This window comes from Paraburkholderia sp. 35.1 (genome assembly GCF_050436525.1).
Lineage (GTDB): Bacteria > Pseudomonadota > Gammaproteobacteria > Burkholderiales > Burkholderiaceae > Paraburkholderia > Paraburkholderia tuberum.
In genome coordinates this window covers 1,368,788-1,391,992 of record NZ_JBNDMJ010000002.1, presented here as the reverse complement: position 1 = coordinate 1,391,992, position 23,205 = coordinate 1,368,788, and the positions used below count along the sequence as shown (strand labels likewise).

The 23,205-nt window shown below is 60.8% G+C and carries 13 protein-coding genes and 6 pseudogenes; 10 read left to right on the top strand and 9 right to left on the bottom strand.

Features of this window, described 5'->3' with window-relative positions; all coding sequences use genetic code 11:
- Positions 1 to 3: 3 nt before the first annotated feature.
- From OKW27_RS12395 to OKW27_RS12380, 4 genes and pseudogenes are all read right to left on the bottom strand, one after another.
- Positions 4 to 1,725: a site-specific integrase gene (locus OKW27_RS12395; RefSeq protein ID WP_090806718.1), complete on the bottom strand. Its 1,722-nt coding sequence runs from the start codon at positions 1,723 to 1,725 to the stop codon at positions 4 to 6.
- Between the two features lie 45 nt (positions 1,726 to 1,770).
- On the bottom strand, positions 1,771 to 1,899 hold the full coding sequence (locus OKW27_RS12390) for a hypothetical protein (protein ID WP_279613329.1): 129 nt from the start codon (positions 1,897 to 1,899) through the stop codon (positions 1,771 to 1,773).
- Between the two features lie 29 nt (positions 1,900 to 1,928).
- Positions 1,929 to 3,110 carry an isovaleryl-CoA dehydrogenase gene (locus tag OKW27_RS12385; protein WP_429334590.1) on the bottom strand — a complete coding sequence of 394 codons (1,182 nt, stop codon included), beginning with the start codon at positions 3,108 to 3,110 and terminating at the stop codon, positions 1,929 to 1,931.
- Positions 3,111 to 3,224: 114 nt separating this feature from the next.
- Positions 3,225 to 4,670: pseudogene (locus OKW27_RS12380) on the bottom strand (DUF6537 domain-containing protein); the annotation flags it as partial.
- A 447-nt stretch (positions 4,671 to 5,117) separates the two neighbouring features.
- Here OKW27_RS12380 and OKW27_RS12375 point away from each other — a divergent pair.
- From OKW27_RS12375 to ddpX, 3 genes are all read left to right on the top strand, one after another.
- A complete protein-coding gene (locus tag OKW27_RS12375) occupies positions 5,118 to 5,921 on the top strand; it encodes a DUF72 domain-containing protein (protein WP_429333625.1) in 804 nt (267 codons plus the stop codon).
- Between the two features lie 1,309 nt (positions 5,922 to 7,230).
- Complete coding sequence (sapR, locus tag OKW27_RS12370) at positions 7,231 to 8,109, top strand: sap1 transcriptional regulator SapR (RefSeq protein ID WP_429333624.1); 879 nt, start codon at positions 7,231 to 7,233, stop codon at positions 8,107 to 8,109.
- A 34-nt stretch (positions 8,110 to 8,143) separates the two neighbouring features.
- Positions 8,144 to 8,707 (top strand): D-alanyl-D-alanine dipeptidase, encoded by a 564-nt coding sequence (ddpX, locus tag OKW27_RS12365; protein WP_090806730.1) that lies wholly within the window; start codon positions 8,144 to 8,146, stop codon positions 8,705 to 8,707.
- A 51-nt stretch (positions 8,708 to 8,758) separates the two neighbouring features.
- Here ddpX and OKW27_RS12360 read toward each other — a convergent pair whose 3' ends face one another.
- Positions 8,759 to 8,887, bottom strand: a complete 129-nt coding sequence (locus tag OKW27_RS12360; RefSeq protein WP_429334644.1) for a hypothetical protein — start codon at positions 8,885 to 8,887, stop codon at positions 8,759 to 8,761.
- On the opposite strand from OKW27_RS12360, the pseudogene OKW27_RS12355 reads away from it, so the two are divergent.
- The 6 genes and pseudogenes from OKW27_RS12355 to OKW27_RS12330 all read left to right on the top strand — a co-directional run.
- Positions 8,877 to 10,380: pseudogene (locus tag OKW27_RS12355) on the top strand (ABC transporter substrate-binding protein). The gene OKW27_RS12360 and the pseudogene OKW27_RS12355 overlap by 11 nt on opposite strands.
- Before the next feature lie 55 nt (positions 10,381 to 10,435).
- Positions 10,436 to 11,506 (top strand): ABC transporter permease, encoded by a 1,071-nt coding sequence (locus tag OKW27_RS12350; RefSeq protein ID WP_429333623.1) that lies wholly within the window; start codon positions 10,436 to 10,438, stop codon positions 11,504 to 11,506.
- A gap of 64 nt (positions 11,507 to 11,570) precedes the next feature.
- On the top strand, positions 11,571 to 12,485 hold the full coding sequence (gene nikC, locus OKW27_RS12345) for a nickel transporter permease (RefSeq protein WP_429333622.1): 915 nt from the start codon (positions 11,571 to 11,573) through the stop codon (positions 12,483 to 12,485).
- 1 nt (position 12,486) lies between these two features.
- The gene (locus tag OKW27_RS12340; RefSeq protein ID WP_429333621.1) at positions 12,487 to 13,365 is read left to right on the top strand and encodes an ABC transporter ATP-binding protein; all 879 of its coding nucleotides are present in this window, start codon (positions 12,487 to 12,489) and stop codon (positions 13,363 to 13,365) included.
- A complete protein-coding gene (locus OKW27_RS12335; RefSeq protein WP_429333620.1) occupies positions 13,362 to 14,144 on the top strand; it encodes an ABC transporter ATP-binding protein in 783 nt (260 codons plus the stop codon). Before OKW27_RS12340 ends, OKW27_RS12335 begins: the two co-directional genes overlap by 4 nt.
- 305 nt (positions 14,145 to 14,449) lie before the next feature.
- A pseudogene (locus OKW27_RS12330) lies at positions 14,450 to 15,071 on the top strand (IS6 family transposase); the annotation flags it as partial.
- Positions 15,072 to 15,086: 15 nt separating this feature from the next.
- Here OKW27_RS12330 and OKW27_RS12325 read toward each other — a convergent pair.
- The 3 pseudogenes from OKW27_RS12325 to OKW27_RS12315 all read right to left on the bottom strand — a co-directional run.
- A pseudogene (locus OKW27_RS12325) lies at positions 15,087 to 15,472 on the bottom strand (family 1 encapsulin nanocompartment shell protein); the annotation flags it as partial.
- A pseudogene (locus OKW27_RS12320) lies at positions 15,465 to 16,521 on the bottom strand (Dyp-type peroxidase). The pseudogenes OKW27_RS12320 and OKW27_RS12325, both read right to left, overlap by 8 nt.
- 437 nt (positions 16,522 to 16,958) lie before the next feature.
- Positions 16,959 to 17,447: pseudogene (locus OKW27_RS12315) on the bottom strand (transposase); the annotation flags it as partial.
- Positions 17,448 to 17,762: 315 nt separating this feature from the next.
- On the opposite strand from OKW27_RS12315, the gene OKW27_RS12310 reads away from it, so the two are divergent.
- On the top strand, positions 17,763 to 21,086 hold the full coding sequence (locus OKW27_RS12310; protein WP_429333619.1) for an AAA family ATPase: 3,324 nt from the start codon (positions 17,763 to 17,765) through the stop codon (positions 21,084 to 21,086).
- 79 nt (positions 21,087 to 21,165) lie between these two features.
- On the opposite strand, the gene OKW27_RS12305 is transcribed toward OKW27_RS12310, so the two are convergent.
- Positions 21,166 to 22,416: an ABC transporter substrate-binding protein gene (locus OKW27_RS12305; protein WP_429333618.1), complete on the bottom strand. Its 1,251-nt coding sequence runs from the start codon at positions 22,414 to 22,416 to the stop codon at positions 21,166 to 21,168.
- Between the last annotated feature and the right edge of the window lie 789 nt (positions 22,417 to 23,205).

Here is a 23,205-nt window from a genome sequence, read left to right as displayed (position 1 = left end):
ATTTCACTGCAAGTCAGACGGTGTACGCTGTTTCCTGATGCGACGTCCAAAGGCCTCAGCGAACTGCCGGGCGCGCTTGAGGTCGTCTCCGCGCAGGTACATCGAGGTCGTTGAGATGGACGAGTGGCGCAGGTTGTCGCGTACGCTCGTCAGTTCCGCGCCGCGCGCGAGTGCATGACTGGCGTGGGAGTGCCGCATCCAGTGCGGGCTCGCGCGGCACAGTTTTTCCGCCAGCAGCGGATGATCACCCTCCAGCACGCCAGCGGCTTCCACGAAGAACCGGCGCATGACGCGCCACAGGTGCGCGCCCGTAATACCCGCGCCCTCATTCTCGCCGAGGCTGGCGAGGATTGGCGTCGCCGGGCTCCAGCGCTCCCGTGAGACCGGCAGCCGTCGTTCAAGCAGATATTGATCAAGCGCATCGGTTGCCAGCGGGGGTAACGCCACCCTGCCGGGTTTGCTGCCTTTGCCAATGAGGTGAAGCCACGACTCGCCGTGCCCGTCAGCACGGATGTCGCGCAGCACGGCGCCCACGAGTTCGCTCGCGCGCAGGCCCGTCGCGTAGCCGAAGTCGAGCAGGAAGCGCAGCCTCTGTGCGGCCGGTCCGGACCAGCCGTACGACCACTCGAGACCGTCCGCAAAGGCCCGCAGCAGCAGCCACTCGCCCTCGGTGAAGCCGCGCGTCGTGTCGAGTTCGGGGCGCAGCGCCGCGCCGCGAACCTTGACGCCGGCAAAGGGGTTGGCCAGCACGTAGCGCTGCTCGATGAGCCATCGATACAGCGCCGAGAGGACCGTCAATGCGTAGGCAGTCGAGCGCGCCGACAGGCCGCCTGTGAAGGGGCGCCATTCGACAGAATCACGCGGTCGCGGGGGACCGACCCAGCGTTCACGGGGCGAGGGACGGCGTACAAACGTCCGGTATGCAATCGCGTCGTCGGTCGTCAGCGACGAGAACGCGCGGCCTCGCTCGACGATGGCCCAGAGGATCAGCCGCTCGGCTTCCTTGCGGTAGGCGCGCTGCGTCGTGACTGTTTCGTGCAGCGCGAGCCACGCCTGCACGGCCTCGTAGTCGTTCGTGGCATTGAGCGTGCAGGTCTCGCGCGGGGCGCGCAACGTACCCTGCGAACCGTCGACTTCATGCGGCAGCCGTAGCTGCTCCCACGGCACGATACCGGCCGGCTGCGTGAGCGTGATCAAGGCACGGGCACGCTCGGTCAAGGCAGGGTGCGCGGCGAAGAACGCTTCGATGGCGTGCGCGCCGGTCGCCCCGAGCCCCTTGATCCGGGTCCACCACTGGCGCCGGCGCGGAATGCGTACCGTCAGATCCGTGAGCGTACGAATGCCGTGCGCATGCAGCGCCCGCACTGTGCGCGGCGCGAACCACAGCGCGACGTCGTCGGTCACCTGCGGTTGTGGTACGGGCAACGATCCAAGCGTCCTGATCGTGCGCTCGACCGTGCCCGCCCGTGCGTGCCGTTGCGTGGGTGTATGTTCGAAGACTGCCGCCAGATCGGGCCGATGCCGGCTATGCGCAAAGGCGATCAGTTGCCTGCGGATGTCTCCGATGAGACCCCGCGAGGAAACGCCTGCCGCCCTGCGCCCGCCCAGGTAGCGGGCCACGGCTGCGCGCGAGGACAGGCCCGCATACCAGCTGCGCAGGGCGGCAAGCGAGTCGGCATTGGGGAAACCCTGCCCGGCGGGCTCCTGGGTCTGACGCGTTTCCATGGTGCCAACTTTTCATGTGCGAAATGAATGACGCGATAATATAAATTATCTCACTGCTTCGAATTTGTAAAATTTTTCTCGAGCGCAAAAGACTGTGACGAGCGCTTCGAGCGCCGCCGCGTTCGCGCGGAAGTCGTCCGAGCGGGGGTTCAGCTTTGATTCGATGAAGGGCATCGTTTTAGTCTCCTTTTTCCCGCGCGCGCTTAAATCGTTTCCGCGAACAGTTCGCGGCCAATCAACATGCGGCGAATCTCGCTCGTGCCCGCGCCAATTTCATAGAGCTTCGCATCGCGCCACAAACGACCGACCGGATACTCGTTGATATAACCATTGCCGCCGAGAATCTGGATCGCCTCGCCAGCCATCCAGGTCGCCTTTTCGGCCGTGTACAGAATCACGCCCGCGCAGTCCTTGCGGACCTGGCGCACATGGTCGTTGCCGAGCGTGTCGAGTTGGCGGCCCACCGCATACAGATACGCGCGGCATGCCTGCAGCGTCGTGTACAGATCGGCGACCTTGCCCTGGATCAGCTGGAATTCGCCGATCGACTGGCCGAACTGCTTGCGGTCGTGGATATACGGCACGACCGCGTCCATCACCGCGACCATGATGCCGGTCGGGCCGCCCGCGAGCACCGCGCGCTCGTAGTCGAGACCGCTCATCAGCACCTTCACGCCGCCGTTAAACTCGCCGAGGATGTTTTCCTCCGGCACCTCGACGTCCTGGAACACCAGTTCGCCGGTGTGTGAACCGCGCATGCCGAGCTTGTCGAGTTTCTGCGCGACCGAGAAGCCCTTCATGCCCTTCTCGACGATGAACGCGGTGATACCGCGCGCATTCGCTTCGGGATCGGTCTTCGCGTAGACGACCAGCGTGTCGCAATCGGGGCCGTTGGTGATCCACATCTTGGTGCCGTTGAGCACGTAGCGGTCGCCCTTCTTGTCCGCGCGCAGCTTCATGCTGACGACGTCCGAGCCCGCGTTCGGCTCGCTCATCGCGAGCGCGCCGACGTGCTCGCCCGACACGAGCTTCGGCAGATACTTGCGCTTTTGCGCCTCGCTGCCGTTGCGATGAATCTGGTTCACGCACAGGTTCGAATGCGCGCCATACGAGAGGCCGACCGAGGCCGAGGCGCGCGAGATTTCCTCCATCGCGACCATGTGCGCGGTGTAGCCCATGTTCGCGCCGCCGTACTCTTCGGAGACCGTCATGCCGAGCACGCCGAGATCGCCGAACTTGCGCCACAGGTCCATCGGAAACTGATCGGTGCGATCGATTTCCCCCGCGCGCGGCGCGATTTCCTTGGCGGCGAACGACGCAATGCTGTCGCGCAGCATTTCGATCTCTTCGCCGAGCGGGAATTTGAGTCCAGGAATTTGTACCATTGCATGTCTCCTGTATAGGGCGGATTCAACCGGTCGTTGCAACACCTTTGATCGAGGAGGTGTTGCCTGTCTCGCGGTCTCACCGTTTGCCAACAACGCCGCGGCGGTCTTCGCAGCGGCGGCCGCATTGCGCTCCCTGATATGTCCGAATCCACGAACCGTCTGCGGCAACTTCGCAAGCTCAATCCGTGTCGTCATATGCGCTTCGTCAAGACTTTCGACAAGACGTTTCACGAGCTTCTGGTAGTCTCCGATCGCAGCACGCTCGTCCCGCCGTTCCGCCGTGTAGCCGAACGGATCAAGCACGGTGCCGCGCAGAAATTTCGCTTTCGCGAGCAGGCGAAACGCAGGGACGACCCAGCCGCCGTACTGCTTCTTGATGAGGTGGCCTTTCTCGTCCTTCTTCGCCAGCAGGGGCGGCGCAAGATGGAAGCGAAGCTTGAAATCCCCTTCGAATTGTCCACGGAGCCGTGTGAGGAAGCTTGTCTCCGTAAAAAGGCGAGCGACCTCATACTCGTCCTTGCAGGACATCAGCTTGTACAGACTGATCGCCACCTCGCGAGTAAATCGGTCACCACCCACACGGCTCGATTCAAGCGACGCGATTTGTTGGACGAAATCCTCGTACCGCTTCGCGTAGGCCGCATTCTGATACGCCGTCAATCTACCCACGCGATCTGCGACAATCTGTTGAAGAGACGCTTTGCGCTGAGGCATCGCCATGATGCTTACTTTTTCCAGACCTGCTGCCGCGCGAGCGATGGAAAGGTCCAGCGCGGCCTGTCGCCCCCATGCAAAGGCCGACTTGTTCATCTCCACTGCCGCGCCATTCAGTTCGATCGTCTGTAGCAGGGAGCGCTCCTCGAGAGGAATCAAACCCTTCTGCCACGCGTATCCCAACAGAAAAACGTTCGTCGCTACAGCATCGCCCATCAGCGCTGTAGCGATCCGCGACGCCTCCAGCGCCTCGGTCACTTGCGTATTCGCCTTGACCTGGCTCAGCAGTCCTGCAGGCGCTGCCTGCCAGTCGGGGTCCCGCGCAAAAGTCCCGGTCGGAGCAACGTCGAGGTTGACGACCGCAAGCGTGCGCAGCGGGCTACTTAACGTCTTCGCGTCTTTGCTCGCAGCAACCATCATGTCGCAGCCGAGCAGAAGGTCAGCTTTGCCCGACGCCACTCGCGCCGCGTGCAATGCGTCCGGGGTCTGAGCGATGCGGATATGCGACATGACTGCGCCACCCTTTTGCGCCATGCCTGCCATGTCGAGAACCAGAACTCCTTTGCCTTCGATATGTGCAGCCATCCCCATCAGAGCACCGAGCGTGACCACACCAGTTCCTCCAACGCCCGTGACTACGACGTTGTAGGGACGTGACAGCCCCGCGATTTTCGGCGCGGGCAACCCCGTTGGAACCGCAACACGCGCCTTTGCGGCTTTACGCAACTGACCGCCCTCGACGGTAACGAAGCTTGGGCAAAATCCCTTCACGCAGGAGAAATCCTTGTTGCAGGAGCTTTGATCGATAGTCCGCTTTTGGCCGAGATCGGTTTCTAACGGCATCACGGAGACGCAATTCGACTGCACGCCGCAATCGCCACAGCCTTCGCAAACTTCTTCGTTGATGACCACGCGGCGCGCAGGATCAACCAGCTTTTTCTGCTTTCTGCGGCGCCGCTTTTCCGCCGCGCAAGTCTGCGCATAGACAATCGCGGTCACGCCCTCGACGTCCCGCAGTTCCTTCTGCAATGCGTCCATCTGGTCGCGATGCAGCAACCGTGTGCCCGGCGGCAGTGTTGCGCCGTTGAACTGCTGCGGCTCGGCACTGACCAGGTGAACCTGCTTAGGCTGCTACTAGCAGACAGGCGTGGGTGTTGTCCGCTACCATTGGCGAGACAGTTGTAATAACGACCCGCAGGTCATGCCTGCATGGACGCACGGTACAGCTATTGAGTTGGAATCGACACCTGAGCGCCCCGAGGCAACCCGGAGCTACGAGGAAAACCGCATATGGCGACACGCACGAAACCGCGAATCCGGGTTGGCGTTGGAGGCTGGACCTATGGCCCATGGCGCGGGGTGTTTTATCCGCCGGATCTGACGCAAAAACGCGAGCTCGAATACGCGAGCCGCCAGCTGACGACCATCGAAATTAATGGGACATTCTATGGCTTGCAGAAACCCGAGAGCTATATGAAGTGGCGCGACGAGACGCCTGACGATTTTGTATTTGCACTCAAGGCGCCGCGCTACGCGACCAACCGGCGTGTGCTGGCCGAGGCCGGCGACAATATCGAACGCTTCTTCGGCAGTGGCCTCGTGCATCTGAAACAAAAACTCGGTCCGATCAACTGGCAGTTCGCCACAACCAAGCAATTCGACGCAGACGACTTCGAAGCGTTTCTCGCGTTGCTGCCCAGGAAGCTCGACGGACTCACGCTAAGGCATGCCGTCGAAGTTCGACACGAGAGTTTCCGCAACGAAGCCTTTGTCGCGCTGGCGCGCAAATATGGCGTGGCGATCGTACTCGCAGGCGATAGCCATTATCCTCAGATCGCCAGTCTCACCGCACCCTTTGTGTATGCGCGCATCATGGGGACGTCCGAAAAGCAGGCCCAAGGTTATTCGAAGAAGGCGCTCGATGCGTGGGCCGAGCGCGCACGCCAGCTTGCCGCAGGCACCATTCCTGAAGATATCGAACCCGTCGAGGCCAAGGCAGCCGCAAAAAGCGCGCGCGATGTTTACCTTTACGTGATCAGCGGCTTCAAGGAACGCAATCCGGACGCGGCAAAAGCCATCATCGAGCGCCTGTGACAGGCTAAAGTTGAGCGATATGCGTACGCGTTGATCGTATTGCGAGCAGAACCCGAGGCGCACGCAACGAAAAAGTGCGAAGCCCGCAAAGGCTTCGCTCTCAAGCTGGCGCGTCACAGCATTAGCAACTTCGGTCCAGCAGCCAATTTTTCCTCCAATGGCTGCTTCGAGTAAACCCAAACAACGCTTTCGGTTCGGACTTATGTATTCATCCAAGTGGGTAGCGAACTTCCACCGTTGCCTTCGGTGAATGGCCGAACTAAAACAGTGTCCCGTCGTACCCATCCTGGTCGACGAGCGTCCGTCCTGTCCGAACTTCAGTCGTTGTGCGCGCAATTACCACTGCCTGCTACTCTGCCATTGCAGACGCTCAGCTACCGACCCTCACCGGGCGGCTGCACGGTGCTAACCGGCCGTTCGCCCGAGCCGGCTCCGGAGCGACGACTCTCACATCGGCGAACGCGTACTTACGGTAGAGTCATGCCCTGAGTGGGTCTGTCAAGTTTTTTGTTCGACATCTACGTCTTGCTATGACGATCATCCCGCGCCCGCCCGTGGACAACGACGCTGCCCACAGCACGAGGCTGTGGACAGCTGCCTGACGGCGGTTCCCTCGTTGCCCACCGTCTCCCCGCGAGCTTCGCCTTCGGCCTGACGCGCCGCTGCGCGGCTTGCCCCGACCAGATAAAAGAGCAGGACCCGGCCTTGACCGCTTTCAGGCGCAGCTATCGATCGAGGCGTCGCCGCGTCGAAGGGCGGCTCGCTCCTCATTAGTTGACGTTCGCGAACAGATCGTGACGGGCCGTTTCTGGCCGATCGCGGACTAACAACAGTATCAGTTCGGCGCCGGCATCCGTGGCGCCCAATAGGAAAGAAGTTTGCGAAGCAGCGTGACCGGACGTCGCGCCGCACACTCCGGCGAAATGTGCAGTTTGCCTCGATACCGGATTTATTGCGACGGCTCCGCGATGGCCCCGGACATAATGAGCAAGCGTACGTGAGGTCGAGCGCCTGGCGGTCCGCTACCAGACATCGGATGCTATGGTCCCTTGCTTGGGTTGACGCAATCCGCCAAATTCAGGGTGCTAGCTGTGCCCCATCAATCAATGAGGCCCTCCATAATTGTCCCACCACCGTAACGGCGAACCGAAGTGAATTTCCTTCAAGTGCGAGACCAGGTCTGACAAAAGCTATGAGACAGTCGCAGCCAATTGAATTTTTAAGCTGGCGCTGAGTTTATTGGTTTTGTTAGATGCATGTCATTGATTGAGAAAACGACAGGCAATTAACCAAACCCACATGCACTGACATGCCGACCGCTTTCGCACAAACCGTCGAAGCCCACTTTACCGAGCTTACCCCCACGGCCAAGCGCATCGCCAGCTACATGCTGGCGAATCTCGAACGACTCGGACTCGAGACCGCTGATCAAATTGCGCAGCAGACGGCCACGAGCGGAATTTCTGTGGGGCGTTTTCTGCGCAGCGTCGGCTATCGCAACCTCGACGACCTCAAGCGCGAGCTGCGCGGCGCACAAGCGCGCCCGTGGATGATTACCGACCGGCTCGACGAATACCGGCGTGTGTCCGGACAGTCCGGCAACACCGCGCATAACGGCGAGAACGGCGCCCTGACCCGCTCGCTAGAACTCGAAATCGACGCGATCCGGCATGTGTACCAGTTGGCGCAATCGCCCATGTTCGCCCGCATCGCGGAGCGCATCTCCAATGCGGATGCCGTGTATATCCTCGGCATCCAGTCGACGCGCGGCATCAGCAACGCGTTCTACAGCTACCTCGAATACATCCGTGCGCGCGTGTTCTACTCCGACGGTATGTCCGGCTCATATGTCGATTCGCTGAACTCGGAGTTTGCCTCACCGTACCTCGTCATTACCGATACGCGCGCCTACTCGATGATCGCGCGCCCCTACTGTGAAGCCGCGACACGTCGTGGCGTGCCGTTCACGCTGGTCACCGACATCTATTGTCCCTGGGCTCGCGAATTCGACTGCGACCTGTTGCAGGTCAAAACCGACGTCGGCCAGTTCTGGGACTCTCTGGCGCCGCTCACCTGCCTGTTCAACCTGCTGATTACCGCGATCGTCGCGCAACTGGGGGCCGCCATCGACGAACGCGTCGCGCGCAATCGCGAGCTGCAAGGCGAATTTAACCAGTTCGATCTCTGAACCCTCTCATATCCGGCATCGTACCGCGCCCTCCATGACAAGACCGCGACTCATCGAAATTACCGCCGCCACGCATGGCGTGGACATCGACCTCGTCTATGCCACCGAGCGCAACCTGACCGGCAAGCCCATCTACAAGATGGCTCACTGCCTGCTGCTCGAACCCGCCGAAGCCGGTTTGCGCAAGGGAGTTGAAATTGCCCGCGGCGCCGGCCTGACAGTGCGGATTTTCGACGCCTACCGTCCGCCCCAGGCGCAACAGGTGCTGTGGGATTTCCTGCCCGATCCCACCTACATCGCTGAGCTTGGCCGTGGTTCGAACCATAGCCGCGGCACGGCGATCGACCTGACGCTGCTGGATGCCAGCGGCAATGAACTCGACATGGGCACGGCCTTCGACGCCATGACGATCGAGTCCGAACACTTCCATACGGGCCTGCCCGAGCACGTGCAGCGCAACCGCCTGTTACTGCTCGGCATCATGCACGGCGCCGGTTTTGCGCACATCAAGAGCGAATGGTGGCATTACGAGCTGCCAGGCTCCCGTGCGCTGCCGCTGATCGACAACAGCGAAAGCGGTCCGTTGCATCTCATGTAGTGGCGTTCGATCTCTCCATCCGTTGTTCCCTGACAGGCTCTACCCCATTCCTTATGGAGCGGCAATGAAACTGGTATCGCGCAATGCACTGACGGCGGCAGCGATCGCCTCCGCCTTGACCTTGTCGTTCACAGCGGCCAGCCCCGCTGCGGCGGCGACGCCGAAAGACATGTTCGTCATGGCCACGCTCCTCGACGAATTCACCACGCTCGATCCAGGCGAAGTCTACGAGCTGGTGCCGGAAGAATATGTGGCGAATACGTATGACCGGCTGGTGCGGGTCGATCTGAAAGACCCGCTCGAAGTTCAACGGCGATGTCGCACAATCATGGACCGTGAGCCCCGACGGCCTGACCTTCACGTTCAAGATCCGTTCGGGTCTAAAGTTCCACTCGGGCAATCCGTTGACCGCCGACGACGTCGCGTGGTCGATCCAGCGCACCGTCCTGCTCGACAAAGGCGCGGCGGCCGTGCTGCAAGGCATCGGCCTGACCAGGGACAATGTGCTTAACAACGTAAAGAAGGTTGACGACACAACCGTCAGTGTGACGACAGACCAGAAATACGCGCCGACGTTTGTCCTGAACGTACTCGGCGCGTGGCCTGCATCGGTGGTGGACAAGCAGTTGCTGCTCACGCACCAGAAAGGCAATGATTTCGGCAACGACTGGCTGCGCACCAACGAGGCCGGCTCCGGCGCCTACAAGCTCGTCAAATGGACCGCCAACGAGAGCATCGTACTGCAGCGCTTCGACGGTTATCGCTTACCGCTCGCGATGAAGCGTATCGTGTTGCGTCACGTGCCGGAAGCATCGAGCCAACGCCTGCTGATCGAGAACGGCGACGTCGATGTGGCGCGCAACCTGAGTCCGGACGATCTCGTCGCACTGACCAAGTCCGGCAAGACGCATGTGACCGCGGTGCCGCAAGCGACGCTTCTGTACCTCGGCCTGAACGTCAAGAATCCGAACCTGGCAAAACCGGCAGTCCAGGAAGCGATGAAGTGGCTGATCGACTATAACGGTATCCAGAGCAACGTCGCTAAAACCACCTACAAAGTGCACGAAACGTTCCTTCCGGAAGGCTTTCTCGGCGCGCTGAACACGAACCCTTACCAGCAGAACGTCACGAAGGCCAAGGCGCTGCTGGCAAAAGCCGGGCTTCCGAATGGCTTTTCCGTGACGATGGACGTGCGTAACGGCTACCCGTACAGCGAAATCGCCGAAGCCGTGCAGGCCAATCTTGCGCAAGGCGGCATCAAGGTTCAGATCATCCCCGGGGACAACAAGCAGACGCTTGCAAAGTACCGCTCGCGCTCGCACGACATCTATATCGGTGAATGGTCCGCTGACTACATCGACCCGCACAGCAACGCCCAGGGCTTCACCTGGAATCCGGACAATTCCGACAAGTCGGCCTACAAGATGCTCGCCTGGCGCAACTCGTGGGACATTCCTGGCCTGACGAAGGAGACCAACGCCGCGCTCGCCGAATCGTCGACAGCGAAGCGCGCCGAGTTGTACCAGACGATGCAGAAGCAGATGCTCGCGAACTCACCCTTCGTGATCATGTTCCAGCAGGTCTCGCAAGTGGCCGCGCGACCGGGCGTGACGGGACTCGAGGTGGGTCCGATCAACGACCTCGTGTCGTATCGTGATCTGAAGAAGCAGTAACGTTTGCGGCGAAGGCGATACTGTCCAGGCTTCGCCTTCGACCGAGGAACTCATCATGTCGACTCCCTTCACGACTTTCGAGCGCATGCGCGCGCTTTCAGCTGAAAGCGCCAGCGTGCGCTGGACCTTGCGCCTCGTGCGCTGGATCATCACGCTCGTGATCACCTTCACCGGGTTGCTGGCGGTCACGTTCGTGATTGGCCGTAAAATTCCGATTGATCCGGTGCTGGCGATTCTCGGCGATCGCGCGTCGGCGACGGCCTACGCGGCGGCGCGTCTCCAGCTCGGGCTGGACAAGCCGCTCGCCGTGCAGTTCCTGATCTATGTGCGCGATGTGCTGAATGGCAACTTCGGCATGTCGCTACTGACCGCGCATCCTGTTATCGAAGACATCCAGCGTGTGTTTCCCGCGACGCTCGAACTCGCGACCCTGTCGACCATCATTGGCGTACTGATCGGTGTGCCGCTCGGGGTGATTGCCGCCGTGCGCCACAACCGCTGGATCGATCACGTCGCGCGCTTTGTCGGCCTCGTCGGCAGTTCGGTACCGGTGTTCTGGCTCGGGCTGATGGGCCTGCTGCTGTTCTACGCGAAGCTGCACTGGGTAGCGGGTCCGGGACGCGTCGATCCGGTATTCGACGGGATGGTCGATACGCACACAGGCAGCCTGCTCATCGATTCTCTCATGGCGGGCGAATGGGACGTGTTCTTCAATGCGTTCTCGCATATCGCCCTGCCTGCTGCCATTCTCGGCTACTACTCGGTCGCCTATCTGAGCCGCATGACGCGTTCGTTCATGCTCGAGCAACTCAGTCAGGAGTACATCACCACGGCACGTGCGAAAGGCTTGCCCGAGCGCCGGGTGATCTGGCGTCACGCCTTCGGCAATATCGCCGTGCCGCTCCTGACCGTGATCGCACTCACGTACAGCTATCTGCTCGAAGGCTCGGTGCTGACCGAAATCGTCTTCGCCTGGCCCGGTATCGGTTCGTATCTGACGGGCGCCCTGCTGAACGCCGATATGAACGCCGTGCTTGGCAGCACGCTCGTGATCGGCGTCACGTTCATCGCGCTCAACCTGTTGACCGATGCGCTTTATCGCGTGTTCGATCCGCGCGCCCGCTGATGTTCCGGAGATTTCCCTCGTGCTTCCCCCAACCGATCAATCTATGCAAATGCAGGACTGGCCGATGAATGCCGTGCCCCGACGATGGAAAGACTGGCTGCTGAGTGACACGCCCGCGTCACGCAAGCAGGCCGCACTCGGCCTCGCTTACCGGCGCTGGCGACGCTTCGCGGGCAACCCGCTGTCGGTCCTCGGCTTGGTGATTCTGGCCTTGCTGATCATCATCGCGGCAATCGGGCCGCTGATCGCACCGCACGATCCGCTGCAGCAAGTCCTCTCCGACCGCCTGCTGCCGCCGGGTTCGCCATCGCACTGGTTCGGCACCGACCAGCTTGGCCGGGACATCCTCTCGCGTCTTGTCTACGGCTCACGGCTCACGCTTTCGATTGCGATTCTCGTCGTGGTGATCGTGGTTCCGGTGGGCCTTTTGATCGGCACCACTGCTGGCTTCTTTGGCGGCTGGGTGGACAACGTGCTGATGCGGATCACCGACGTGGCGCTCGCGTTTCCGAAGATCGTGCTCGCGCTCGCTTTCGCGGCCGCGCTGGGATCCGGTGTCATCAACGCGGTGATCGCCATTTCGATTACGGCCTGGCCGGCCTATGCACGCCTCGCGCGGGCGGAAACGCTGCGGCTCGTGCAAGCCGATTTCATTCACGTCGCGCGCTTGCAGGGCGCGTCGCGGATGCGCATCCTCCTGCGCTATATCATGCCGCTCTGCTCGTCGTCGGTGATCGTGCGCGCGACGCTCGATATGGCCGGCATCATTCTCACTGTCGCGGGTCTTGGGTTCCTTGGCCTCGGCGCGCAACCGCCGAGCCCCGAGTGGGGTTTCATGGTCGCGTCGGGCCGCAACGTGCTGCTCGATTCGTGGTGGGTGGCCACCATTCCGGGCTTTGCCATTCTGCTGGTGAGCCTCGCCTTCAACCTGCTCGGCGACGGTCTGCGAGACGTCTTCGATCCGCGCCATGGAGGCTGACATGCCAGCCGTTACGACCCAACCCCTGTGTGAAATCGACGACCTGCGAATTGGCTTTCGCGGTCATGGCGGCGAATTGACCGAAGCCGTGCGTGGCCTTTCGCTGACGCTGCAGCGCGGCGAGCGGCTTGGCATCGTCGGCGAATCCGGTTCTGGCAAATCGCTCACCGGGCGTGCGCTACTCGGCCTGCTGCCGCCTGCGGCGCAATGCCATGCGAAGGCGATGAAGTTCGACGGTCAGGATCTGCTGGCAATGTCGGTGCGAAAGCGCCGGCAACTGTGCGGCCAGCAGATGGGCATGATCCTGCAAGATCCGAAATACTCGCTCAACCCGGTGATGACCATCGCGCAACAGATGCGCGAAGCGTTCGAACTGCACGGTTCGAAGTTCAGCCGTCGCGAGATGCGCGAGAAGATCATCGAGGCGCTGGCAGCGGTGCATATCCGCAATCCGGAGCGTGTCGCCGATGCCTACCCGCATGAGTTGTCGGGTGGCATGGGGCAGCGCGTGATGATCGCCATGATGGTGTCGTCCGGACCGCGTCTGCTCATCGCCGACGAGCCGACCAGCGCGCTCGACGTGCTCGCCTCGATGCAGGTGCTCGGGATTCTCGACGCGATGATCGAAAAGCACGACACAGGCCTGATCTTGATCAGCCACGACCTGCCCCTTGTAATGTCGTTCTGCGACCGCGTCGTCGTGATGTTTGCGGGACGTGTGGTGGAAACCTGCGCGGCGCGCGATCTCGTCCACGCCCAGCATCCCTATACGCGCGCCCTGCTCGCGGCGAATCCACCGCTCATCAATCCGCCCGATGAACTGCCCGTGCTGAAGCGGGACGCAGCATGGCTCACGCAATCGGCAGGAGAATCAGCATGATTGATGTTAACGCCCTGACGGTCCGCTTCAGGACCAAAACCGGTAACTTCGACGCAGTGCGCCAGGCCAGCTTTCATGTCGACGAAGGAGAAGTGTTCGGGCTGGTCGGCGAATCGGGTTCCGGCAAGTCGACGATCCTGCGCGCGTTGACGGGCCTCGCGCCCGTCGCTGGCGGCCATATGAAGATCGGCTCGCACGTGCACGGAGAGAAGATCGACCGCTCCTTTCGACGCGACGTACAGATGGTTTTTCAGGATCCGTACGGCTCACTGCATCCGCGTTTCACAGTCGATCAGACCTTGCGCGAGCCCCTGACCATCAACGGCATCGGCCGGCAGGAAGAACGCATTGTCGATGCGCTGCGCGAAGTCGGGTTGGGTCCGGCGTATCGTTTCCGCTATCCGCATCAGTTGTCGGGGGGGCAGCGGCAGCGCGTCGCGATTGCACGGGCGCTGATTGTCGAACCGCGCGTGCTGCTGCTCGATGAGCCGACGTCCGCGCTCGATGTGTCCGTGCAGGCCGAAATCCTCAACCTGCTGCGACGGCTTCATCGCGAACGCAATCTCACAATGATGCTCGTGAGCCACAACCTGGCGGTGGTCGGCTTTCTCTGCTTGCGCGTCGCGGTCATGCGTAATGGCGAGATTGTCGAGCAGCGCGATATCGCTTCCATTCGAGCGCAGCAGGTCGAGCACGAGTACACGCGCAGCCTGCTGCTCGCGACCACGGGCTACCGGCGCAAGTCGGCCCGGGTAACTGGAGCGGACACGCTGTTATAAAAGCCAGTAGCGGCGAGGAGTTGTCACCGATCCTGCCCGTCGTCCTGCCTTGTGATTGGTTCAAGGCAGGCGCGTCCAACATTTCCACTCGTCTGAACGAAACAGTCCAGAAGCAATCTCAAATGAGGCGACCATTAAGCTCAGCATGTGAGCTTCCAGAGGATCTTGTCCGGTTGAGGAAAGTGTCAGGCGTGTCGGACGCGTGTCGCCTGACAGCGTCCTCATGCTCGCATGGGCCCGGTCTGGTTCTGTCCCAACAAGGCGTTGAGGTAAAATTTGGCGGACGGAAATTGCTGACGACCACGATGGCCAAGACGACGAAGACGCCGCGCAAGACGTTGCTCCCTGGCATCGCCAAGGTGCTGAAGCGACTGCACTATCCACTGGATGTGATGCTGTTGTGCGTGCGGTGGTACGTGGCATACTCGCTGAGCCTGCGAAACCTTGAGGAAATGATGGCAGAACGCGGTGTCGAGGTGGACCATTCGACGGTACACCGCTGTCATCAAGCTCGTGCCGTTATTCGAAAAAGCGTTTCGCCAACATAAGCGACCGGTCGGCAAGAGCTGGAGGATGGATGAGTCCTATATCAAAGTGAGCGGCCAGTGGAAGTATCTGTACCGCGCGGTGGACAAGGCCGGCAATACCGTCGATTTCCTACTTCGAGCCCATTGCGACAAGGCTGCCGCCCATCGCTGTTTCGAGAAGGCCATCGAGCGGAACGGGGAGCCGCAGACCATCACCGCGGATAAGAGCGGTGCCAATCTGCCCGCCCTGCAAGCCATCAACGCCGACCGGCAAACGCCCATCAAAATCCGGCAGAACAAGTATCTCAACAACATTGTCGAGCAGGACCATCGCGCCATCAAACGTATCATCAAGCCCACGATGGGCTTCAAGGATTTTCGCTGCGCCCGCCTCGTCCTGCCATTCTTATCGCGACACAACCCGCCCGCGAGCCGCAGCTTCGAAGACTACGCTGTCCTCGACGAGTGCCGGCTCGCTCGCGGCGGTCTTCGCGGGCTGCCAGTCGCCGTCGTTCGAGCCGCGCTCCACGCTATCGTCGCCTCGCGCTGCAGCGTGAACGGCATGCTCAGCTGCACCAATTGCTTGACGTCGCAGAGCTTCGCCGACACGCCTTTCCTCGGCGCCGCGACGCTCGTCTGGTGCCCCGTTCCGATGGCCGCCGGGGCCCTGCCGCCCGGGCTTTTCACGTCCACGACGCGCCGCCCCGCGACGGAGCGCTTGAAGGTGCGCGCCACTTCGGCTTCCATCTGTTCCCATGCGTCCTCGGAAATCAGCGCAAGCTCGCGATGCAGGTTATTCATATTGTGAAGTTCCTTTAAGTGAGCCGATGTTCAATGTTCCCCTGCGGCTTGTTTCATTTGATGGCGGTGCTGGACGGCTGAGATGACGTCGACGCCGCCGCAGAGCCTCTGCCCGGGAGCGCGTCGAGCAGATCGGCGGACGGCACGAAGAAGAGACCGCCCGTCACTGCGCGGCTGTAGTCGAGCAATCGGTCGTAATTGCCCGGCGGGCGACCGACGAACATGTTTTCGATCATCTGTTCGATCGGCGCGGGCGTGCGCGCATAGCCGATGAAGTATGTCCCAAACTCCTTTGCGCCAGGACGGCCGAAGGCCATGTTGTGCCGCAGGATCTTGATCTCCTGGCCGTTCTCATCGATGGTCGTGAGCGAGCTATGCGAGCACGAGGGCTTCACAGCCGCGTCTAGTTCGACGTCGGACAGCTTCTTGCGCCCGATGATCTTTTCCTGTTGCTCCACCGTCAGGCCATCCCATGCATCCATATTGTGAAAGTACTTCTGCACAATCACATAGCTGCCGCCCGCGAATTCCGAATCCTCCTCGCCGATGATCGTGTGGTTCGGGGCGCTTCTCCCTGAAGGGTTCTCCGTGCCGTCGACGAAGCCCACCATGTCGCGCAGGTCGAAGTAGCGAAAACCTTGCACCTCGTCGACGACCGTGACGGCGTCGCCCAGTTTGATGAGCAACTGTGACGCGAGCTCGAAGCATAGATCCATGTGATCCGCGCGGATATGCAGCAGGATGTCTCCGGGTGTGGCAATGGCGCGGCGCTCGCCCGATCCGACCTCGATGAAAGGATGCAGCGACGCGGGACGCGGCGCGCCGAAAAGAAAATTCCACGCTTCGGAACCGAAGCCGCACACGCAAGAAAGGTTAGCGGTAGGCGCGCGCGTGCCGACCGCGCGGACCAGCGCGGCAATGTCGCCGCACCATTCACGCACGGTGTCGGCTGGGCCTTCGCCGCGCGCTACCGTGAGTGTGAGGAAGATCGCACTTCGGGAAATCGGATCACAGACGGCTTGTGGTTCGGGAGTGTCGTTGTTGGGCATCTGAAATTTATTTGATTACGCCAAGGACTCGCTCACCCGAGGAGTCACGACGGCATTCATGCAACGGCGGACCGCGATGGACTCGAAATAATGCTGGATTTCGTCACCCAAGCAAGCCTCGCCCCGTGCGCACATGGCCGACCTAAAGCAAGAACGTTGGAATATCTCGTTCATTAAAACCGGGACGACCCGAAGCGGCAAAACCGGCGCACGCGCTTCCGACAGATTCTATTGCTTTCACCGCGGCCATGGGTCACCCGGTAGAAAATTAGCAGGCACGACACCATTAGCAGGCTGTTGAAATATCCGTCGTTGATGCACTCAGGTGCATTGCGACGGATCCTGAGTTCGCACTTCTGAAACGCGGAACGCGTTTCCGGGCGTTCGAGGCTGCTAACGGTTTCACCATATCGATGTTATCCACTGCATCCCGGCCCTCAACGGGCAAGTGTACGCATACGCGTCAGGTTGTAGCCGACCTGCGTCAGCACGAAGAGCTGGTCCACGCGTTCAAGTCCTCGATACATCGCCTGTCGAATTCGTCCGACTGTCTTGCCCCATCCGAACACCTGCTCAATCCGCTTACGTTTTTGCTGGCTGACCGCGTAACCCGGCCAACGCGTGGTTCGCTCGTCAATCGCTGAGCCTCCTGGACGCCCATCGTTTTGCGCGACATGAGGCGTGACGCGATTTGCTCGACAGGTGGCAACAAAGCCGGCCGTGTCGTAGTTCTTGTCTGCCCCGACCGTAATGCCGCCCGGGGCCACCTTCGCGGCGTCAGCAAGCATTTGCGCGGCGCAGTCGCGCTCGGCGGTGCCCGTCGCCAGCGTCACCTGCGCGTTGACTACCAGGCCGTGCCGATTGTCAGTCAGTACATGGCCCATGTAGCAAAGCATCGCACCGGTTCCTTTGCTCTTGCGAAACAGCTAGATATCGGCCCCTCGCGCTGGGACACGGTCGAGCGCCCACGCGAACGCGAACCTGCGATCCATCCCGGACGTCCCGCGCCCCAGCCGCCGCTTGAAGATCTGACACGCAGGCTTGGGCACGGTCCACGGAAACGATCTTACCGCCGGTTCTGGATTCGTCAGAAGCCGAATAAATCGTGCGTCAATCGCACCGGACGACAAGTTGAATCAATACTGTCTGGTTGCAGCCGGCCGGCCCCTTGATTGTCGACAAGCGCGGAACAAATATTTTTCCTACCCTTGCATGAGGCAGCCGTCTTCAGGAGACAAACGGTGGGAAGCATTGAAGAGTGGCTGGCATCACTCGGCTTGTCCGAGTATGTCCATAGCTTTGCCGAGAATGGTATCGATCCCTCGGTCCTCCGCGATCTGACGGACCAGGATCTCAAGGATCTTGGCGTCTTGCTTGGCCATCGCCGCAAAATGTTGCGTGCAATTAACCAGCTTGGCGACAGCGCCGCTGCAATATCTCCAACCGTGGCCACGCCCTTGCCACGAGATGACGCGGACCGACGCCAACTCACCGTCGTGTTTTGCGATCTCGTCGGCTCGACTGCCCTCTCGAAGCGGCTCGATCCTGAAGACATGCGGAAGATCCTCGCCGCTTATTACCGGGGTTGCGCGGATGTAGTTACCAAGGCCGGTGGCGTCATTGCCCAGTACATGGGTGACGGTGTGCTGGCCTATTTTGGTTATCCTCAAGCGCATGAGGACGATGCCGAGCGGGCTGTACGTGCTGGGCTGGCGCTGGTGCGAACCATCGGCAATCTCGATTTCGGGATCGACGAAAGTTTGCGGGTGCGGATCGGGATTGCCACCGGCGTAGTGGTAGTCGGTGATCTGACGGGTGAGGGCGAAGCCCAGGAGCCTGGCGTCGTCGGTGAGACACCCAATCTCGCTGCCCGGCTGCAGACGTTGGCCGAAGCCGGAACAGTGGTGATTTCTACGAGCACGCAGCGGCTGACGGCTGGGCTGTTTGACTACCGCGACATGGGCCTCGTGACCGTGAAGGGTTTTGACGAATCGGTGCGGGTTTGGCAAGTACTCGGCCCCAGCGGGGTCGAAAGCCGCTTCGAGGCGCTGCACGCGACCACGTTGACGCCGATCGTCGGACGCGACGAAGAAATCGAGTTGTTGCTTCGCCGATGGCAGCGGGCGAAGAATGGTGAGGGGCAGGTTGTGCTGCTTGTAGGCGAGCCGGGTATCGGAAAGTCGCGGCTGACCACCTCTCTTGAAGAGCGGCTTCAATTCGAGCCGCACGACCGCTTGCGGTATTTCTGCTCGCGCCGCCATCAGGAAAGCGCCTTTTACCCGTTTATTTCCCAGCTCGAACGTGCGGCCGGTCTGCGGCGCGACGATACGGCTGAACAACGCCTCGATAAACTGGAGGCGGCGCTCGCGTTCGCAGGCGACAATCTGGGCGAAGCTGTTCCGCTGGTGGCGGCGTTGCTATCGATTCCGACGGAAGATCGATATCCAACACTGAATCTTACGCCGCAGCAGTACAAAGATAGGACCCTTAGCACGATTGTTGCGCAGATCAAGGGCCTGGCAATGCGCCACCCGCTGCTGATTTTGTTCGAAGATGTGCATTGGGCCGATCCCAGCTCGCTCGAAGCGCTGGACCATCTTGTCGATCGTATTGCAACCCTGCCTGTCCTGCTGATTGTCACGTTCCGGCCTGAGTTCGTATCTCGGTGGATCGGCCGCTCAGAGGTGACGCTCCTTACTCTCAATCGTCTGCACCCTCGGCAGCAAGCCGAGATGATCGAGCGGATAACCCTTGGCAAGGCACTGCCGAAAGAGATTACAGACCGGATCATCGAGCATACGGATGGAATACCGCTATTTGTCGAAGAACTGACCAAGACAGTGCTCGAGAGCGGCGTACTGCGCGAGCAGAACGGGCGCTACGTCCTCGATCGTCCGCTGCCGCCACTGGCGATCCCGATGACGCTGCACGCTTCGCTGATGGCGCGGCTCGATCGCCTGGCCCCGGTGCGGGATGTAGCACAAATCGGCGCTGCAATTGGCCGGCAATTTTCCTATGAGCTCATCAGCGCGGTCGCGTCGATGCCCACGGAGCGCCTGGACGACGCATTGGACCATCTCGTCGGTGCCGAACTGGTGTTCCGGCACGGGGCACCACCGGATGCGGAATACACCTTCAAGCACGCCCTGGTGCAAGATGCCGCGTACAGCTCCCTGCTGCGGGACCGGCGACAGCAACTGCATGCCCGCATCGCAATGGAGCTCGAGAATCATTTTTCTGACGTAGCGGAGCAACGACCGGAAATCCTGGCTGAACACTGCGCCCAGGCCGGATTGACTGAAAAGGCAGCCCGGCTGTGGCTGCGTGCCGGTCACAATACTGCAAAACGCGCCGCACATCGGGAGGCGTCGGTCTTGTTCGAGAAAGCCCTGACTGCCCTTGCGGTCCTGCCGTCCTCGGCCGACACACTCGGAGAAATCATCGACATCCGATGGGATCTTAGCCACTCCCTGCATGCGCTCGGAGAAGTGACACGGAACCGCGCGAATCTGGAGAACGCGAAAGATCTTGCCGAAGGGCTTGGTGACGAGGTACGCCTATCGCGTGTTCTATCAAGGCTGGCGTTCGCGCTCGGTTCGCTAGGCGATTCGGTCGGCGCCGTCGAGGCAGGGGAACGCGCCCTCGCGTTGACGGAGCGGCGAAGCGACCCCGATGCGAAGGCTTGGGCGACCATGACGCTGGCACGATCACGGTATGGCTGCGGAAACTATGAGCGCGCGATGGTGCATGCTCGGCAGGCGCTGGCACTCCTACATGAAGGCCATGGCCACGGCCTCGGACCCGATGAGACTTACGTGAAATACACGCGCGTCAACGCTCGTATCTGGCTGGTGCTGTGTCTTGCCGAACTTGGCCGGTTCGACGAGGCTGCTGCCCTTGGACAGGAGGCGATGGACATGGCCCGAGGGATAAATGAGCCAGAGCAACTGATCTTTGCTGGCCACGGTGTCGGACGGATGCACCTTGTTCAAGGCAATCTCGACGTTGCTGTCGAGACACTTGAGCCCGCATTGGCCATGTGCAAGGCTGAGTTTCCATACTACGTTCCCCGAATAGCCTCCTGTCTGGGGGCGGCGTATGGCTCGCTGGGCCGGACCAAGGAGGCACTGGTTCTTCTGAACGAGGCAGTTCGCCAGGCAGCGGCGAGCAATTTAACGTTCGGACATTCGCTCGTGCTCTCGATTTTCGGTCGAGTGTGCCAGCTCGCTGGTCGAGAGGATGAAGCCCTTGCTCATGCACATCATGCCATTGACCTGGCACGAGCCTCCGGCGAACGAGGCAACGAGGCCTGGGCCGGGTGCCTGTTGGGAGATCTTGTCTCGGATGGCAACGCTACCGCACCTCGGATTGAGGAAGCTCACAATCACTATCGCATGGCGTTGATGATCGCCCACGACCTCGGAATGCGTCCTTTGCAAGCACAGTGCCTATATGGCCTGTCTTGGCTGCAAAAGATGGGCGGAGATAAAGCTTTGGGCGAGAGAAGTGCAGCAGACGCCGCATCGCTTTGCCGGGAAATGGGCATCAAACCATTGACTGGCTGAACATCGTCTCACCTCGCCCCGGTTTGCCGAGAGCCGCTTGCGCGCCGGTCTGCATCAGATCTCAATTACCCCAGTCGCCTTACTTACCCAGCGACCGGTTTGCCTTTTCGGCTGCCGCATTCAATGCCGCGGCGGGTTGAGCTTTTCCCAGGTAGACGGACTGCATGGCATCCGACACGACTTTCGCGGTGTATTCCCACCCAGTGACAGTCGGTGCGAACCGTGCGTTCGGCAACAGTGCGATGAACGCCTTGGTGTCTGGGCCATTGAGTGCCGGATCGCTTGCTTCGGCCTTCGTCGTGGGCAGGAAGCCTTCCGTCTTCGAGAATTCGACGCGCGGGCTCTTTGTGAAGAGGAAGTCGAGAAACTTCCAGGCGCTCTTCTTGACCTTGGAGTTCTTGAACATCATGATCGAATCTGTCACCGCATAAGTGGCCTGCGTCGTTCCCATCGGAATGGGACCAATGCCGTACTTGAGATTTGGCACCTCCTTCGCGATTTGTTTCGACAGGAAAGGCAAGGAGATAACCATCGCCACACGGCCCTGCTTGAACAGGTTCTGAACGCCTTCACGGTTATAGCCGGTGACTCCCGGTTCGGTCAGACCGTCGTCTATCATCGTTTTGTACAGCGTTGCGGCTTTCACACCAGCCTGCGAATTGAAAGCAGCCTTGCCGTCCTTGCCGATCACATCTCCGCCGTAACTCCAGAGTCCATAGTAGAAGTAGACATCTGTCTCGATCTCTTTGCCTTGAAGACCAAAGCCGGCGATATGCATCGCTTTCAGCTTCTTCGACGCATCGATTACGTCGTTCCAGGTCTTCGGGCCATTCGGATAGCCAGCTTTCGCGAGCAGATCCTTGTTGTAGTACAGCGCGCGTGTTGAAGCAGCGAGCGGCAAGCCATACACCTTGCCTTTGATTTCGCCCGGCGCCAGGATCTGGCCAATGAAGCGATCCCTGAAGCTGGCGTCCATGTAGCCATCAAGGGGCTCAGCGACGTCGTCGTGAACGAAATCCAGCAACCAACGGGTAGCGACAATCGCGAGGTCCGAGTTCGCGCCGCCCATGATGTCGGTCTGGAGCTTCTGTTGCAGCGCATCCCAGTTTACTTCTTCGATCTTGATTGTCGTACCAGGGGTAGCTTTCTCGAACTCGTGAGCCATCTTGTTGAAGTATGGGCCAGTCGCGTCACTGTAGTGCGAGACGGTAATCCGAACCGTGTCGGCGTGCGCCGTTACTGCAATACCTGAAAACGCAAACGCTACGATGATCGTGGGTAGCGCGAAAGACACAAGGACTTGCTTGCGCCGGAGATTCACCCTGCTCATGGATTCGCTCCCGCTGGCGCGCCCTTGCCCGACAGGCGGGAGCGCTCCTTCCATAGGATAGGCCGAGCCAGCACGCGGCGTCCGCCATTTTCCCGCGTGGGACAAAACGGCAAGGAACACCGGCAGACGTGCGACACGTCGCCGCTTTGGTCGCGCGGAGTCGGACGACAGCAAGGGGGCGGGACATGACACGTTCGCCTACGTGTCAAAGCGGCGCCCCTTCTATTGAGCGTTTGTTGGTCGTTCACGTATGTCGCCGTTCATTCACTGAGCAGGAAGGCGCCCACGATGCGCAAACCGTTCACAACGCCGCACGCAATGCCTCATCAACGCGAAGGCAAGTCGAGCAGCGATGATCTTGACGAAAAACCGATGAACCCGTTGCGCGGCCGGACCGACCGTCCATCATCGACCGGCAGCATGCTCAACCCGCTGGTCGTGAAATGCCGCGCGAGCATCGCGCGAAAGTCGTAGCCGTGCCCTGTCGCACGCGAGTTCGCCGAGCGCAACTCGTCTTCGACCTACTCCAGACCCACGTCGAGCGAAACGAATTCACGAATCCGGAGCTTAAGTGTCCCGGTTTTCGTGAGCAGGTCGCGTGAACACGGCGTCAGCGCAGTCGGCACCAGGTCCGCGTTCTTCGCTGCGCTTAGCTGACTTAGCTTGACGAAGCTGATCGATACCTACGCGTCCATGCCCTGAGTCGATGCAAAATCGAGCACGATGAAACGGACCGGCACCGGATGACTCGCGGCGAGCCGCTCACGCAGGCTCTGGAGAATCGAATTG

What these genes read in the sequence shown, in the direction of transcription:
- OKW27_RS12360 (WP_429334644.1), bottom strand. Translation starts at nt 8,887, where the DNA reads ATGACGAACATGTCTTTCGGCGTCGCCGCCGCAGCGGGGCTGGCCGCT.
- OKW27_RS12350 (WP_429333623.1), top strand. Translation starts at nt 10,436, where the DNA reads ATGTCGACTCCCTTCACGACTTTCGAGCGCATGCGCGCGCTTTCAGCT.
- ddpX (WP_090806730.1), top strand. Translation starts at nt 8,144, where the DNA reads ATGACAAGACCGCGACTCATCGAAATTACCGCCGCCACGCATGGCGTG.
- sapR (WP_429333624.1), top strand. Translation starts at nt 7,231, where the DNA reads ATGCCGACCGCTTTCGCACAAACCGTCGAAGCCCACTTTACCGAGCTT.
- OKW27_RS12375 (WP_429333625.1), top strand. Translation starts at nt 5,118, where the DNA reads ATGGCGACACGCACGAAACCGCGAATCCGGGTTGGCGTTGGAGGCTGG.
- OKW27_RS12340 (WP_429333621.1), top strand. Translation starts at nt 12,487, where the DNA reads ATGCCAGCCGTTACGACCCAACCCCTGTGTGAAATCGACGACCTGCGA.
- OKW27_RS12390 (WP_279613329.1), bottom strand. Translation starts at nt 1,899, where the DNA reads ATGCCCTTCATCGAATCAAAGCTGAACCCCCGCTCGGACGACTTCCGC.
- OKW27_RS12385 (WP_429334590.1), bottom strand. Translation starts at nt 3,110, where the DNA reads ATGGTACAAATTCCTGGACTCAAATTCCCGCTCGGCGAAGAGATCGAA.
- OKW27_RS12395 (WP_090806718.1), bottom strand. Translation starts at nt 1,725, where the DNA reads ATGGAAACGCGTCAGACCCAGGAGCCCGCCGGGCAGGGTTTCCCCAAT.
- nikC (WP_429333622.1), top strand. Translation starts at nt 11,571, where the DNA reads ATGAATGCCGTGCCCCGACGATGGAAAGACTGGCTGCTGAGTGACACG.
- OKW27_RS12335 (WP_429333620.1), top strand. Translation starts at nt 13,362, where the DNA reads ATGATTGATGTTAACGCCCTGACGGTCCGCTTCAGGACCAAAACCGGT.
- OKW27_RS12305 (WP_429333618.1), bottom strand. Translation starts at nt 22,416, where the DNA reads ATGAGCAGGGTGAATCTCCGGCGCAAGCAAGTCCTTGTGTCTTTCGCG.